The organism is Chryseobacterium sp. Y16C (assembly GCF_022488405.1).
GTDB classification, from domain to species: Bacteria; Bacteroidota; Bacteroidia; order Flavobacteriales; family Weeksellaceae; genus Chryseobacterium; species Chryseobacterium geocarposphaerae.
Map to the genome: position 1 here is coordinate 4305357 of NZ_CP092711.1, position 16205 is coordinate 4321561.

Below are 16205 nucleotides of genomic sequence, written 5' to 3' on the forward strand. Positions count from 1 at the left end.
ATTTGCCTACTACTTTTAATGTCATTGTTGGGCTAGTTTAGACTCTATGATAAATACGAATTATATGCCAAATGTTAAAAAATGTTAAAATAAAATTTACAACTTTTATTCTTCCGATAATAGAATTTTCTATTAAAATCTTTCAACGTTTACCATATCTTTTATTATGTCTTCAACATTAGCATCAAGTGTTGGAACTGAAATAAAAAGTTGATCTTTTGCACGACTTGCTCCTACATAATAAATTCTATGTTCTTCCTGTGTATAATTGTATAAATCTGGTTCATACATAAATTTTAAATCTTTTTCTTCTTTTAAAATTAATAGAACGTTATCAAATTCATCTCCTTTTGCCTTATGGACTGTTCTGTGATAGCTTAAATCTTCAGATATATTTACACATAAGTAGACGCTTTGGAATGTGTTGTTTTCATAAAAAATCTTTCCTTTTCCTTTTGTTGCTTTTGGAATACTATCGTTAATATTCAGTCTGATAAATTCTGAGAATTCAAGCATAGAAAGATCTTTATAGTCATTGAATTTTGCCATTAAGATCGTTAAGTAATGTAAAGCTTTCTTTTTTCCTTCTAACCTATTACGTCTATAATTTATTACGTTTTCTAAAACTTTTATGGATTCTTTAAATTTAGATTGCTGCCCGAGAGCAACAGCAGTAATACACGCTGTTATTATATCAGCCCTTTTTTTAGTCGAGTCTTCTAACTTGATTTTCCGTAAAAGCTTATCGTCCATTCCAGAGCCGTTTATTTCTGATTTCATAGCATTGGAAGTGATATTATTTCTAGATAATGTATACACATACCCATCAGGACAAGAGGTTTTGGCTCTTCTCAGAGCTTCGACCATATCACCCACGTAAAGTACTGGTTTTGATATAGAAACCGTTCTATGATAATCTTGAGGAAGATCTTGCCTGATAATATTTAGGAAATCAATGATTTCATTAGTGCTTCTGCGATTAAATTTTAAAAAATAATGCTCCATTTCAGGTAATGTAAACCCATCGAAAAGTGCAGGTGATGCACCTTGAAATGCATATATGGATTGCGCTACATCACCGATGATTCCAATTATAGAACCAGTTGATAACTTTTCGATTATGTTTACCTGTATAGGGTTGCTATCCTGAAATTCATCAATAAATACGTAAGGGAACTTCTTATTGATTATTTTAATAACAAAAGGAAACTTTTTGATAATCTGATAGGCAAAAAACAATACATCATCATGATGAAGTATACCCCTCTGCCAAGTCATTTTTTTGTAATCAAAATATGAGCTGTTTTTAATAGGATAACCCCCAAATCTGACAGGATAATCTGTTCTGACAATCAATTCATCGTCTACTAGTAACCATCTGAGTCTTTCAAAGGCGTAAGTAATTAAATTATCATCGGTAATTCTTTTTTGACCGGTTAATGCCTTCCACTCCTGCAAAAATGAGTAATCAGAAACTATAATATCTGTATGACCATCTAGCGAGCTGACATCAAAATCATATTCTTCAGCAATGAATGATAGATAAGGTTTAATTATATGGGAATAAAAGAAACTGTGAATTGTCAATACTTCAACCTGAGTTGCCGAACTTCCAAGCCTTGTTAAAACTGTTTCAGCTGCAATATTGGTATATGTAATGCAAAGAATCTTCTTTGCGCCGGAAATTAGTGTGGAATTTCTTGTAACATTTTTAATGTGCTCAACTAGCCAGTGCGTTTTACCAGCACCAGGTCCAGCCTTAACTTTAAAATGTTTATTAATCTCTATTAAGGAATCGGATGATATTTCTACTGGCATAACTTTTCTATTGCATCTTTAATATACTGAGGAACATTGAACTCTACATATTCTTCAGTACCTTTTTTTAATAAATTATCCTTTAGCACAACTGCCAATTCTAAAGCATTTTCGCCTTTACCAATGGAATTAAGATATCTTGCTGCAATTATCGATCTTTTCTTACCATCTAAATCAAGCGAGGTGTTGAGAGTAATGCCGGAAATTATTCTCTCATTCTCATCACTTTCACGTAGGATTTCAAAGAAATTTTCAAGTGTTGAATCTTCGTGATCGTACAAATCCATTAGACGTTCTAGCTCATTTCTATTTTTCATAGAATCCGTTAGAATTAGTTTTAATGATGGATTTGAAAATGCTATTTCATGTTCCAATGTTTTTCCTAACTCCGAATCTTGAGAATATACTGTAATGTTCGGGTGAGTCTCCGGCTGGTATTCGTTGCTAAAAGAATTTTGCTGGTAATCGAAGGTTTCAGCTTCACTATTATATTCAAATGGATAACACTTCTGAAAATTTGATCTTTCTACTGTTCTGTTTTTTCTTTCAGGATCCCTGTCAGTCATACATACGACAGGTTTTGATATTGAGAAATCTTTTTCAGAATCGAATAAATAAAGAAAATGTTTAAAATATCTTCCTCCAACATTAATGACACTTACATGATGGTCTTCTAAAGATTTATCTTCGTAACCTGCGAATACCGTCGCAAGGATTTGTTCGGCAAGTCCTTCAACAAATAGTACCTTTTGACTAAAAAGCATATCTGACTTACTTGCATCCAAAAATCTCTCAACATACTTCTTGCTATGATCTAAAGGTTGACCTTCTGCATTAACAAATGTTTTTCCGGGATATGCCACAATAGTTTCTCCTTCATTATTGTGCAGGCAAATAATTTCGTCTAACCCAACTGCAGATGTTATGTGTGTTGAATGTGTTGTGACAAAGATTTGTCTTACTTTTCTTTTAGTTTTATTTTCATCGAGAAATTTTAAAAACTTGAATTGCATTGCCGGATGTAGATGAGCTTCTGGCTCTTCGATAGCCAGCATTGAAAATATTTTTGCATTGCTATCCAGATAATTAACGTCATTATTGACCTGCATTTTAGCTAAAAGAAGAGACATGTAAATTAAATTGTTGTAACCAAGACCATTGCGTGTTGCAGGAATTTTTATTCCTGTCTCATATTCTACAATTAACTTTAGAACACTATACAACTCTGTCTCTGATATTATTCCTTCAAAATCTGGAACAGCATTGTTAAATGACGCTCCCGTATCTTTTGCATAAGATAATATTTCTTCCTTTCCGGATGCAATTCTCCTGTGTAACAAACCTACTAATTCTTCAGCTTTTTCAGAAAACTCAATTTTTCTTTCTTTAATATCCGTATGTTTCTCAGGTGCTGTTTTTGTTGGATGGATTTTGATATCATAATCCATGAAAAAATCAAAAACATCTCGCAGCAAAGTATTTCGCCCTGTCAACATATCTCTTTCGACATCCCTAATGGCATCTAGGAATTGAAAATCAAATTTTTGTAATGAGTCTACGTCTGCTGTGGATTGATTCACAACATTTCCTCCCCAAACCTTTACTACATAAAGTCTTAAGAAATCATGCTTAATCGTATTCCAAATATTTTTATTTTGGGTTTCGTTCTCAGGAATTTCCCTAACTAATGCTCTATAATTCTCGACATGCTTTTCGGGAAGAAAGAATTCATACGTTAATTTAGCTTCGTAATCTTCCTCTAATTTGGTTAGCCAAGTTGAAACAGTTACTAAGTCATCCTCAGTCTCGTAAGATCCTTTTTTTATTGTGATTTCAATGCTCACTTTTGGAGGAGAGGTCAATAAATGTGCTGTAGGAATCAGTTTGTAAAAGTCGTCAATATTAAGACGTTTTGACTTTGAATTATCCATAACTAATGAAAGAGCGGAAACCAAATTTGATTTTCCGGCATTGTTATGACCTATTACTACGTTAATGCCGTCATTAAAATCAACGGTGGTATTTTCAAAATTCCTGAAATTGGTAATTTTAATCTGAGATATATACATGGTTAGTTTTAGTTGAACTGTAAGTTTATAAAATTATTAATTTTTATGAATAAAATTGTACATGTTGAATATAATTAGCTAAAGTATTTTATTTTATTACTGAAAAATTACGGGTTTCCGCAATTTATTGAATAAGTTTTTTAAAATTTACAAAACTTCCTTCGTCTACAAACAAAATTAAAAGGAAAGTAAATTTTAATAAAACACTTGCAGGCTAGATATTGTTGGCCTTGAAAAACTTTAGAATGTAGTTTAGAGCTAAATCCTGCAAAATGTGCAGGATTTAGTTTTTTACTTCAAAATGTGTGAATTACAAAATACCATTTATCTCTTTAAATTTTTGAATTGTCATGGATTGTTTGGTAATAATATTTAAAATCATTTTATCATCGGTCACAATAAAAAAATTGAGGTTATCACGGAGATACAATAAATGATTTAAATCTACATAGTCATTTTTTGCTGGTGTACCTAGTTCTCCACTTTTTTTAGCTGAAAAAAGAGAGAAATACTCTAAGAAAATGTCTATGCTATGATTATAACTATTATGTATTTCTTCTTCGGAAACTTTTTCACCATTCATAGAAGCCTGGGCAGCATAATTACTTGCCATTCCTTTAACTGTAATATAATTATTCAGTTCAGAATCTGAAGCTAAAGACTTTACAAATTGTTTTGCATAATTTTCAAAAGCTTCTCCATTATTTAATCGCTCGTCATAATATATTTTTTTTAGTTCTTCGTTTCCTTTAGATGTTGCGTTAACAAATTCAAAAGAATGAGTACTATCCCATTCTTTAAAAAAATCAATATTATAAACTTCATTTTCAGTCTTTAATATTAATGTTTCGAGGTTCTCACTTCTAAGTAGCTCGTAACAAATTTTTAGTAGACCGAGTGTTCTTTTTTCTTTTATTTCAATAATTGGAAAGGCCTCAGCTTTCATTGTTTCAGGTAGTTTCCATATTATTGGAAATCCACATTCAAGTAAATTTTTTATGACTTGTTTTCTTATCTTAAATTCTCTTTCATTAATTCCAGATATTAATTCTAATATGACTAGTGCTGAAGTATATGAATTATCTTTTAATTTAGGTAATTCTTTGCTCAACCTTCTTACTGCTACAGTATCTAAATAATATTTCATTTTTTCAATGGTATTTTTTTAAAAATTCTTAAACGAAATTTTTCATTTCCCGAGATACAATTATTTCTATTGTTGATACTACTTCTCTAACGGAAAGTGTCGAAAAATAAGTAGAGTAATATGTCAAATCTTTTATTGATAGGTTTGAGACAGTAAAAGTATCAATATCAATTTTTTCGAGCTTAAATGCGTTTGGAATTTCATTGTGATACAGTTTTTGTAAAAATGAATTAAAAGAACGAATATCAAAATTTTTTGCTTTCAAATGTTTATCTATCTGAATAATTTCTTGGTCAGGATTTTCAACTATTGAATACGGAATTCTAAAATTCCGATAAGAATCTAAATAGGGGAAATGCAGGAATTCTACACTTGCTTGGAAAGCGCAGTAATATGTATAATAGTTAATTGCGACATCACTCTTATTCTCCAATTCACCTATGATTGACATCTTTTCGTAGATTGTTCTTTTTAGCTCTAAAGAATCAAAAATATACAAATTATAAGATTGATTAGAACAATCTCTAAGCACCGAAAAAGCATTATCAGATTCTTTATTTTCTAAGAGTATGCCTGCCTTGAAAAGTAATATTAACACTTTTTCTTTAGTGTTATTTGGTATTTTATCAAGATTATATTCAATGAAATTCAATGCATATTTAGATTCAATTTTGTGATACAAACGGGATATAGCTAACAGGTTTTCTGTGTTGTTAGGGTCAGATAGTTTTTTGATCTTACTATCGACAAAAGCGAACAGTTTTGTATTCTCAAGACTTATTTTTTTTGAGTAATCAATGTATCTGTCTAGAATTGATAATAGATCACTGAACTCAAAATTATTTTGCTCTATGAACTCGCTTAGAAAATTAAAAACTGTTTCAAATGATTGCGTTTTTAATTGATTTGTCAGGAAGGTTTTAAATCTGGAAACCTTGTAATTTTTTTCTCTAAAACTATATTCCATAATAATTGCTAAAGTAAATCATAATCAGACATTTTAAAAAATTCTATTCTATGTTCATCTATTCCAATTTTTTGTAAACTATGTAAGTGTCTAATTTTTTCTGCATCACTATAAAAACTGACTTTCCATTTTGGGGATCCGAGAACGTACTTTTTAATTTTTTTGAAATAAGGTAGGTCAATCGTATTAAGTGAATGTCCTAATATTTTAACCTCATTGATGTCTTTTAGATTTTTAAAGAAGTTTTCGTTTTCGCTAATAACATCTTTTACAGGTTTTTGTAATTTGTAAAAAGGCTGTTGCGCAATGGCTTCAGAGTCAGAAAACGGAGTTCTCGTCGTCTCTCCATATTTATCAAATTTTGGTTTCGCTTTTAGATTCTTATTATGTCCAAAAACTAAAAATCCTTGATCATTCTCAACATCTCCGTGTATATGCAATACTTTCTCTCTTGTAATTTGATAGACTTCTTCCAATGTTAATGTATAATTAAAGGTTATGAACAATGAATCTTCTTCAATGTAGAGCTTTCGTGTAGTTGATTCTAGACTTAAATCAGTCAGCCAATCTTCAAATGCTTCTCTAATACTGCTGATCAAAATATCAGTTTCTTGTTCTAAGTCATCTTCGAGACCATAGATGAAACTTGGTCTAAAACTGTCGTCAAGTACATCAATTTGGTTTTTTTCATCAAAGAAAGCTTTCCAATTAAATGTGCTCAAATCGTTTTCAAAATCGGCCCATAGTTTTTTATTGTCAGTATTTAATTTTGTACTTAATTCAAAATATCGTTCAAAAGTATTCTCTAAACTCGGATGATTTTTGATAACAAACTGGTGAAAATCATTATATCCTGTTGGAAGATTGTGGTATCTATCGAATCCGTTGCCAATTATATAAAGTCTATTCATTTAAACTTAGCTTTGTTTTTTTATTTTGCTTATAAAAAGCTAATTTATTCAAACAAAATTTAAAATATTAGTTTACAATGATTTTTTAGTAAATGATTTTTACATTAGTTTTCTATTATTTCAAATAATTAGGTTTAGAAATAAGGTGGAATGTATTTGATTTTTTTTACGAAAAATTCTACTGATTTTACACAACTTAACTAAACGGCCTGTAAAACAAATAATATTTTGAATTTTTATTTTTTATTTAAAAATGTGCATTTACTTTCCTTAAATTTACGTTCATCAAATCCATAGAAAACAACCTGCTAACAATATTAATTATTTAATAAATGAGGATCACATTTTTTCCTGCTAATAACGGGGATAGCTTTTTTTTGGAAACTGCTTCTGACAGCATACTTATTGATGGAGGGTATGTATCAACCTATAAAAAGTATATTAAGCCTAAATTACTGCAATTAAATAAAGAAAACAGGCCTCTGAACCATTTGATTGTGACACACATTGACAATGATCATATATCCGGAATAATAAAATTTTTTGAAGAGAATACTGGAAATAAAATTGTTGAAGTAGAAAACGTATGGCATAATTCCTATTCCCACTTAAAATCGATTGATGATGGTCTTAATTTTAATGGAAAGTCAATTGATACAATGTGCATCAACTATCAGTTAAAGGATGAAGAGGATCTATCATCTAAAAATATTTCTGCCGTTCAGGGCTCAACATTAGCCTCATTGTTGAAAAAGAATAACTTTCAAAATAAAAATGACTTCTTCACTAACAATTATATTTCTTTCGATAGAACCAAAGTGATTGAATGTGATAAGGTTATGTTCAGAATTTTGTCGCCCGATGACGATAAGCTATTAGAACTGAAAAAATATTGGAAAAAAGAACTGTTTAATAAAGGATTTTCGTCCGATCAAGATTTGTCTGATTTTAACGAAGACGTTTTTGAATATATTTTATCACTTGAAAAGGAGAAAAAAAGATTACGAAAAAAAAATATTAGTGCTTGTCACCACATTGATGTCGAATCTCTTGCAGAAGAAGATTTTTCTGAAGATGATACTGCAACCAATGGCAGCTCAATAGCATTTGTAATTGAATATAATAAGTTGAGGTTATTATTTCTTAGCGACTCACATCCTTCGATAGTGGCCAAAAATATTCAGGAGCATTATAAAAACGAAGTTTTTCCGGTTAAATTTGATTTAATCAAGATATCTCATCATGGTAGTAAAAATAATACTTGTCGAGAATTGCTCGAATTAATAGATTCGGAAAAATATATAATAAGTACTAATGGAGTTACTCATAATCATCCTGATTTGGAAACCATCGCAAGAATTATACATCGAAAATCTACATTTACTCGGAATATTTACATTAATTATAATCTTGATTCGCTGAAAGAATTTGAAGATGAAGATTTAGAAAAAAAATACAACTACAAAATGTTGCAAAACAAAACTAATAGTCCAATTATATTTGATCTTTAATTATGAATAGAATCATCAGTTCGGCTACAGTCGAATCTTCTGTAGTACAAATTGTTTATAAAAATAAGGAAAGCGGAACAGGCTTTTTTATCACAGATAATCTTATTATAACTGCTTATCATATATTACTAGATTCAAAAATTGACGAAAACTCCATAGTTGTTTATAGCAATAATCAAGAGACACAGCAAGCTTCAATTTTTCATGTCGACGAAGTCAATGACATTTGCCTTCTAAAAGTAAGTAGCAAAAATTTGTTTTTTCTGCCACTGACTGAAATCTCAATCAGAATAAATGAAGCCTGGAATTCTTTTGGTTTTCCTTATCTAGGTCATCAAGAAGGCGTCAGGATATTCGGAACTGTAAATCAGGAAGTAAAAAATGAGAGGTACGATTTTATAGTAAATAGTTCGAATATAGAATCTGGTTTCGATTATAAGGGGTTATCTGGTGCCCCTATTATATCTTCTGGAAGAGTGATTGGTGTAGCTTTGCAACAGATTGATGACAAAATTGGATCAATTTCAATTAATAAAATTTCAAAATTACTTGCAGAGTTTTCTATACCTGTTTTTAAAGAAGAAAAACTAAATGAGATACCGTCTCAGTTTGCAAAAGAAATATCTCAAATTGTGACAAACCATGATTTTGTCGACAGGCTGAACAAAGTTATTCTAAATCAAAATAATTGGATTATTATAGAAGGAAATCCCGGAACTGGTAAAACAACTAATGTTGCTTCATATGCTCCTGAAGATAACAGTTTATTGTTAGGTAGATATTTTACAAAGGTTCCAAATGATGAAAGACCAAAGAGTTTAAGGGTATCAAAAGAAAATTTTCTTAATTGGCTTGAAGAATCCATTTCAATAGAAATAACGGGAAAACTACCTCCCAAAAGCTCAGAGCCTTTTGAAAATAGATTAGTTGATTTGCGAGATAGTTTTGAAGCGCTGGACAATTATCTGATTAATAAGAACAAGTTAGGTTTGTTTTTTATTGATGGCTTAGATGATGTTGATAAGCTTAAAGATTTTCTGGAAGTTATTCCTGATATATTGTCTGAAAATTTGAGAATTGTACTTTCGTGTACTTCAAAAAATATTCTGCCTATTGACATTAGGAACAAAATAGACGAAAGCCAAAGTGTTGTTTTAAAGCCTTTGGAAATTGGCCTTTGCGAGTACTATTGTGAAAACAAATTTCAGGGAAGGGTTGATTATGGAAATATTCAAAGAATTGTGATCAAATCTGAGGGACATCCCCTATATTTAAATTATCTGATAAATTTTATACTAAATTCTGAGCTTATAAAAGATGAAGACGAGCTGAAAGTATGGATTGAAAATATACCGTTAATAGGCGGAGATATTGAAAACTACTATAATGTAATTTGGGAGAGTATTTATGAAGATAGCAACAAACTTTGGATTTGCTTAATCTTATCACATCTGAGGCAGGCTGTCTCTGAAGAGGATTTATTCGATATCTTACCCGAAGATATCAAAAGACATTATTACGCAGTAATCCCTAAGATTTCTCACCTGATAAAAAATGATAAATTAGAAATATACCATAATTCATTTAAAGACTACATTCTTAAAAAACTACCCCTATACAAAAAGCAATGCAATGACATTGTTGCAGAATTCTGTGAAAAGTTTCCGGATAGATTATATTCTGTGGTTAATCTGGTTTATCATAATGCCATGTCTAGTAATCCTTATAAAGCAATAATTGCTTGTAATCAGCAATGGGCAGATAATTTAGCAGTTCGTCATGTTGAGCCTGATTTTATTATTGATGATATAAAGAGGGCTATTGATATGTCTATTCAACTTAGAAAAACAACAGATCTTTTAAGATTACTGCTATTACTACAAAGAATTGATTTCAGATACAACAGCGTATGGGTCGAATATGCCTATGAAATGGCTCTTGCCCTAATCGCTCAACAAGAATATTCTAATGCCCTTAAATATTTAGTAAGACGAAATATTTTGTTGGTTAGCATCAGCGATGCGACATTATTTCTACAACATTTCTATGAGAATGATGCATATGATGAAGCAGAAATCTTAAATGATGCAATAGAGAGAGAGTACAGAAAATCTGTTTATGAAGGTATGAAAAGTTCAGAAGGAGTAAGACCATCACTATTCATATCGAAAGCGAGATCAATTATTTTAAGAACTAGGGCTGATTTTGAAAATGCGCAGGCCGAGACCTGGGAATATCTAAACTTATTCGAAGCTAAAGAGGATACAGGAAGTACGTCTATTGGTTTAAAAAAATCGCCTCTGCTTAAATATGTAATCAATCATTCTACAGCTTGGAATAATGGCTTTCTAGCTAGAAATTTTGATCTTGTCCTTGATGTAGAGGAGGTAGTAGGTGATGGTAGAATAGCTATTGACGATACCTGGTCGGTTATTTATGCGACCTCATTACTTATTTACCGTGAAGAATTGAACGGTTATAATTTGCCGGATTTTAATACACTGGAGATTGAGACTAAATTGTCCAATACAACTGAAAATTTGTTGGAAAAGTTCAGGTATGTTCCAACACCCCAAGCAAGACGAATTCTTATCTCCTCTTTACTTAAATCAATGACTAAGCCAGACCTTTTAAGGAATGTAATTGATGAATATCTTCAGGACGAAAGGAAAACTATTTTGAGAGCTGATAATGGTGTTGATGTGGATATGGACAGCTTCACTAATTTATGTTTAAAAAGTAATTGCTTGGGTTTCAAAGATAATGCTGAGGACTTCACAGTAAAAGATAAACAATGGCATACTAAAACTTGGGAACAGGATCTTTTTGATTTAATATCAGAAATCTACTATTTTGAAGGATTGGTTTACTTTTTTAAAGCTTCCAATCAACTTGATATAAAGAAAGATTTTATTCGTAGTACACTTGAAAAAATAGTAGAGTCCATTAATTTTAACTTTGATTTTAGAAGTTACTGGGATAGAGGGTATCAATTTCCAGAAAAGTTAATGCCTGAACTTTTTAAAAAGCTTGTCCATCTTTTTCATGAATTTGATTTTGAGAATCTAACAACCTTTTTAGATACCTTAAAAAATCATACTGTTAGCCAGCTTGGGTTATTTTCTGAAGGGTACAGAACGTCGTTGTGTGAAATTATTCATGTTCTACTGCTTCTAAGGTGTGAAGAAAAAATTGTAACTCCATTATTGCAAATTTGGAAAAAACATGTTTTAGATGGTGTGCAAAACAGATGGGAAAGAACTGCAGATTTGCTTAAAATAACGGAAGTTTATGCTTTACTTAATTTGCCGGATCAGTCTAAAGAAGTCTTTCAAGAAATGCTTAATACTTCAATGGGACCTACTTGGTATAAAGAATCGCAACTAATGCTCATTAATGTTGCATTAGAAGATTTTAAAGAAGCGCCAAACAATACCTTGGCTGATTACGCTTCAATATTAGATCAGGCTTCCGGCGAAATGACATTTCAAAGATACGTCAGAAACAGTAAAGAGGAGTTTATAGGTTCCTTAATAGAGAATGAACATGTTCAAAAGGCTCTTGATTATTATAAATTCGAATTGCTTCCTCCTCCAAATATTTTAAATCATAATGCGGAATCATCACATTTTGATGCGCCAAGGTTGGGTGATGGTTATACGCTGGGTGCAAAAAATATTAGCGATACAAACGGTATCTTGGTAATTCTTAAGACTATTGATTGTAACCCATATTTGAAGCTTGCTCTTTGCGAAATTTTTGTAATTAATGACGATATCTCAAGGTATAGTTACGATTTTGGAAAACAAATAGGAAATGTGCTCAATGAAATAGAAAATCTGCAAGATGGAAATATTGACAAAGCTTGTGCCTCTGTAGCAATCCTTATCGCTGATGAAGAAATTGATATCGATTCTCGTAGAGAGATGCTCGGTGAATTAGGCTCAACATTATCTTCTGCAAATATTATCAAGCTTAGAGAATGTTTAAAAGTTCACAATATTAACTGGGCAGCTGATTATAATCCTGAAGAGCATGAAACTATCACGCATGAAAAAGGGAAGGACAGTTATGATGTTTTTAATGATTCTTTAAAAGATGGGAGGCCTTATAACAAGTTGGACAAAATTAAAGAAGGGCTTCGGGTCTTCGAAAATGACCAAAGAAGTATATGGATGAACAATTGGTCAACCAGCACTGATGCGGCTAAAGCAAATATTAAAAAATTATTTGAAGATCATGAGTCAGTGGTCCAACTTCTTGGACCCAATATATTGAATTTTGATAATGAGTACTGGTATATTTGTCAAGAGTTGATGGCGTTTTTACAAGGTAAATTAGATCATCAGCAGGTTGTTGAAATTCATCAAATTGTTGGAAATCATTTCAATTATATTGTAAGACCGACTTCGGGGATTAAAAACAAATATAAGTGGATTGAAAAAGAAACAACAGCGAAAAATAACGATGAGTTAGTAGTTGAATTTATAATTTGGCATTTAAATCATCCGGTTCAAGTTATTAGAGATAAAACAATGAGTGCTTTGGAACGATTGTCAATCTCTACAGATTTTACGTTAAAAATCTTATTTGAAACTTGTATATCGGACATTCCTAAACCATCAACTGAGTTGTGCAGTTATATTATAAAAAATATTGCTACTGATTCACCAGATGCTATAAAAGAGTTTTTAAGTCAAAATATTCGGTTGATTCCGGATCTTGCAGCTGTACAACATGTAACCATCAAGAAAAATTTGCTGGATGTGTCAATCGAACTTAATCGAGTAGATTTTGCAAATTTGTATCTAGCAATTAAACGTATTTTACCTAATACCATAATTCTAACAGGTAAGGTTACTTTTGAAGATGACTCCCATCTAGTATATATTCATGATATCATTGATGATTTGAATTCACAAATGTTCCTTAATTCTGAGTTTTCGAATGATATTGATCAATTTATCAATGAATTTTGTCTTCCGGAGAAAAAAGAAGACGTAAAAAGGTCGGATAGATACCTACGAAGAAGTTTTCCTGATCAAACTATGATAGAAGGTACCTATAATGAAATCGTGAGGCATTCATTAAACAAAGCTCTGTGCAAGAGAGTTAGTGCAGATAATATAGAAGAGTTATATAAAATAGTTAATTATGTTTGAAAGTAGAAAAGGAAATAGGGATTCTCGTATTGATTTTGAGAGAGAACTAAATATACTGGTGGAAAATGTTAAATCAGGAAAATTGACTTTTTCTCCGGAAACAAAGGGTGTTGTACAGGACTTGTTTAAAGTTCGAAGTTCACCTAATAAACGGTTTGACCTAAATACAATCTCTGAGATAGTTAGGGCTATGGCTATGTCTGCCCGTTTTCCAAGACATTAATCTTAATTAAAGTATATGATTCCACCAAAAAAAAGATCTGAAATGGAGCATAATTTTTTTCTGGCTCTCGAAGACTTTAACCAAAGGATAAATTCTGGAGATAAGGACAGAATTGAAAATGCAGTTTGGGCTACTGCAGAACATATTAAAAGGGTGAAAAAAACACCTAATAACAGAGTTGATGTTTCAACAATCAACAAAAATATGCGACTACAAGCAAATATGAGAAAGTGGATGGATGTTTAAAGAAAGAAATATTTTTCCTTAACTTACGATTTTTGGATGTAATATTTACCTTTGATTACGTGAGGTTTATAAACCTTTTTTACTGTTATATGTAAATTTATTTGCAAAAACTGAAAAAAGACCTATATTTGCACCAGTAAAAACAAACAATCTTAATCTTATTTAAAAAAGTGACCTATTCGGTGACCTAAAAATAAGAGAACGATATAAAGCTTATGGATAGGGAGTTTTTCAAATAAGAACAAGTCCCGTCCGGATCGCAGAAGTTTTCTCAATTTCTTTAAAAAATTGATCCGGTAGTTCAGCTGGTTAGAATGCCGCCCTGTCACGGCGGAGGTCGCGGGTTCGAGTCCCGTCCGGATCGCAGAAGTTTTCTCAATTTCTTTTAAAAAATTGATCCGGTAGTTCAGCTGGTTAGAATGCCGCCCTGTCACGGCGGAGGTCGCGGGTTCGAGTCCCGTCCGGATCGCAACTATTACATTAAAATAGTGCAAAACGCTTTAAAACATAGGTTTTAAAGCGTTTTTTTGTTTTATGTCTGTTGAAATTGAGCTAATAATTAACAAAATAAAAGTGACCTATTCAGTGACCTAAAAGATTTGATAAAATAGGTCACTGAAAAATTCAAACTTTCAAAGAGGTATTTTTTTAAGATTAGTGACTTAAGAAGTGACCTATTTCAGTGACCTACAAAATTTATTAAAAATAGGTCACTAAATTATTAAAATGTTTGATGGAAAGGTCGTGTCACTTATACTCTAAAGTGACCCATGGAAGTGACCTGTCCAAATTGGTTGAGCAAGGTCACTAAATGTTTGGTAACGCTGTCTACAAGCCTGTTTAGAAAGTGAATATCTTGTTAATATGTTTTTACTGAAGTTATTTTAAACCATTAAAAACAGAATATATGAACAAGACATTCAACCTACTTTTTTATATTAAAAAGTCCAAAGTTAACTCACTAGGTGAAGCTCCCATTTATCTGAGAATTACGATTGACGGTAAAATATGTGAAATAAGTACTAAACGCTCTGTGCATACAACGAAGTGGAATTCGAGAGCGCAGAAAGTAATTGGTTCATCAGAGGCCGCCAAATCATACAACTTATATCTCAAAACTTTCGAACAAAAGGTTTTTGACACCTACAATACTTTGCTGAGAACGGATGATACTGTCACCTGTGAAATACTTAAGAATAAATTGATTGGTAATCATGAGCGAGTTAGAACTTTAATTAATATTTTCAAAGACCATAATGACCGTATGGAGAAACTTGTTGGAATTGAGTTTGCAAAAGGTACATTGACTCGATATAACACTTGTCTAAGTCATACCCAGGAATTCCTTTTGTGGAAGTATAATCTTTCCGATATTGATATCAGGAAAGTAGATTATACATTTCTAAACGATTTCGAAATGTTTCTCAGAACGGAAAAGAAATGTAACAACAATTCGGCGGTTAAATATGTTAAAAATTTTGGAAAGATCATCAGAATCTCTTTAGCAAGTGGCTGGATAGAGAAGGATCCGTTTATCCACTACAGCTCAACTTTTACTGAAGTAACAAGAGCGTTCCTTAACGAGGAAGAAATAAATAAATTATTTAAGAAAGATTTGAAGAACGAACGTCTTTCACAAGTCAGATACATCTTTTTATTCAGTTGCTTTACTGGCTTAGCTTATATTGATACGCAAAAGTTGACACATCAAAATATTAGTGTTGGCTTGGATGGGAATAAGTGGATTTTTACAAAACGACAGAAAACGAAAACAACTTCAAACATTCCTTTGCTTCCGCAAGCTGAGAAAATAGTTGAAATGTATAAACATCATCCTGCCTGCTTAAATAGTGGTAAATTGCTACCTGTACTTAGCAATCAGAAAATGAACGCTTATCTAAAGGAAATTGCAGATCTCTGTGATATTGATAAAGAATTAACATACCATATTGCTCGTCATACTTTCGCGACCACCATTACTTTGGCTAATGGTGTGCCTATCGAAAGTGTAAGTAAAATGTTAGGACATAAGAATATAAAGACCACACAGCATTATGCAAAAATTTTGGATAAAAAAGTGAGTGAAGACATGTCAGTTCTAAAAAATGTGTTGGATTATAAGAGACAATTTTAAAATTTGGATAGTGAAGA

The 16205-nt window shown here is 31.6% G+C and carries 10 protein-coding genes and 2 tRNA genes; 7 read left to right on the forward strand and 5 right to left on the reverse strand.

The genetic code is table 11. The annotated features are described in order from the left end of the window. Positions 1-132: 132 nt before the first annotated feature. From MKS83_RS19560 to MKS83_RS19580, 5 genes are all read right to left on the reverse strand, one after another. Complete coding sequence (locus MKS83_RS19560) at positions 133-1818, reverse strand: UvrD-helicase domain-containing protein (RefSeq protein ID WP_240580964.1); 1686 nt, start codon at positions 1816-1818, stop codon at positions 133-135. After that, entirely contained in the window at positions 1809-3887 is a 2079-nt protein-coding gene (locus MKS83_RS19565) for an ATP-dependent nuclease (protein ID WP_240580965.1), read from the reverse strand. The genes MKS83_RS19560 and MKS83_RS19565 overlap by 10 nt, the downstream gene beginning before the upstream one ends. A gap of 310 nt (positions 3888-4197) precedes the next feature. After that, entirely contained in the window at positions 4198-5034 is an 837-nt protein-coding gene (locus MKS83_RS19570; RefSeq protein WP_240580966.1) for a hypothetical protein, read from the reverse strand. A gap of 28 nt (positions 5035-5062) precedes the next feature. Next, positions 5063-6001: a hypothetical protein gene (locus MKS83_RS19575; protein WP_240580967.1), complete on the reverse strand. Its 939-nt coding sequence runs from the start codon at positions 5999-6001 to the stop codon at positions 5063-5065. Between the two features lie 8 nt (positions 6002-6009). Then, on the reverse strand, positions 6010-6912 hold the full coding sequence (locus MKS83_RS19580; protein ID WP_240580968.1) for a bacteriophage abortive infection AbiH family protein: 903 nt from the start codon (positions 6910-6912) through the stop codon (positions 6010-6012). A 332-nt stretch (positions 6913-7244) separates the two neighbouring features. Here MKS83_RS19580 and MKS83_RS19585 point away from each other — a divergent pair, with 332 nt between their 5' ends. The 7 genes from MKS83_RS19585 (at position 7245) to MKS83_RS19615 (ending at position 16188) form a co-directional block, all read left to right on the forward strand. Continuing rightward, positions 7245-8423: an MBL fold metallo-hydrolase gene (locus tag MKS83_RS19585; RefSeq protein WP_240580969.1), complete on the forward strand. Its 1179-nt coding sequence runs from the start codon at positions 7245-7247 to the stop codon at positions 8421-8423. A 2-nt stretch (positions 8424-8425) separates the two neighbouring features. Further along, entirely contained in the window at positions 8426-13585 is a 5160-nt protein-coding gene (locus MKS83_RS19590; protein ID WP_240580970.1) for a serine protease, read from the forward strand. Continuing rightward, on the forward strand, positions 13578-13808 hold the full coding sequence (locus MKS83_RS19595; RefSeq protein WP_240580971.1) for a hypothetical protein: 231 nt from the start codon (positions 13578-13580) through the stop codon (positions 13806-13808). The genes MKS83_RS19590 and MKS83_RS19595 overlap by 8 nt, the downstream gene beginning before the upstream one ends. Before the next feature lie 15 nt (positions 13809-13823). Then, positions 13824-14054, forward strand: a complete 231-nt coding sequence (locus tag MKS83_RS19600) for a hypothetical protein (protein WP_240580972.1) — start codon at positions 13824-13826, stop codon at positions 14052-14054. A gap of 290 nt (positions 14055-14344) precedes the next feature. After that, positions 14345-14418: transfer RNA gene (locus tag MKS83_RS19605), tRNA-Asp, on the forward strand. Between the two features lie 31 nt (positions 14419-14449). Next, positions 14450-14523: transfer RNA gene (locus tag MKS83_RS19610), tRNA-Asp, on the forward strand. Between the two features lie 438 nt (positions 14524-14961). Beyond that, positions 14962-16188 (forward strand): site-specific integrase, encoded by a 1227-nt coding sequence (locus MKS83_RS19615; RefSeq protein WP_240580973.1) that lies wholly within the window; start codon positions 14962-14964, stop codon positions 16186-16188. Positions 16189-16205: the final 17 nt, after the last annotated feature.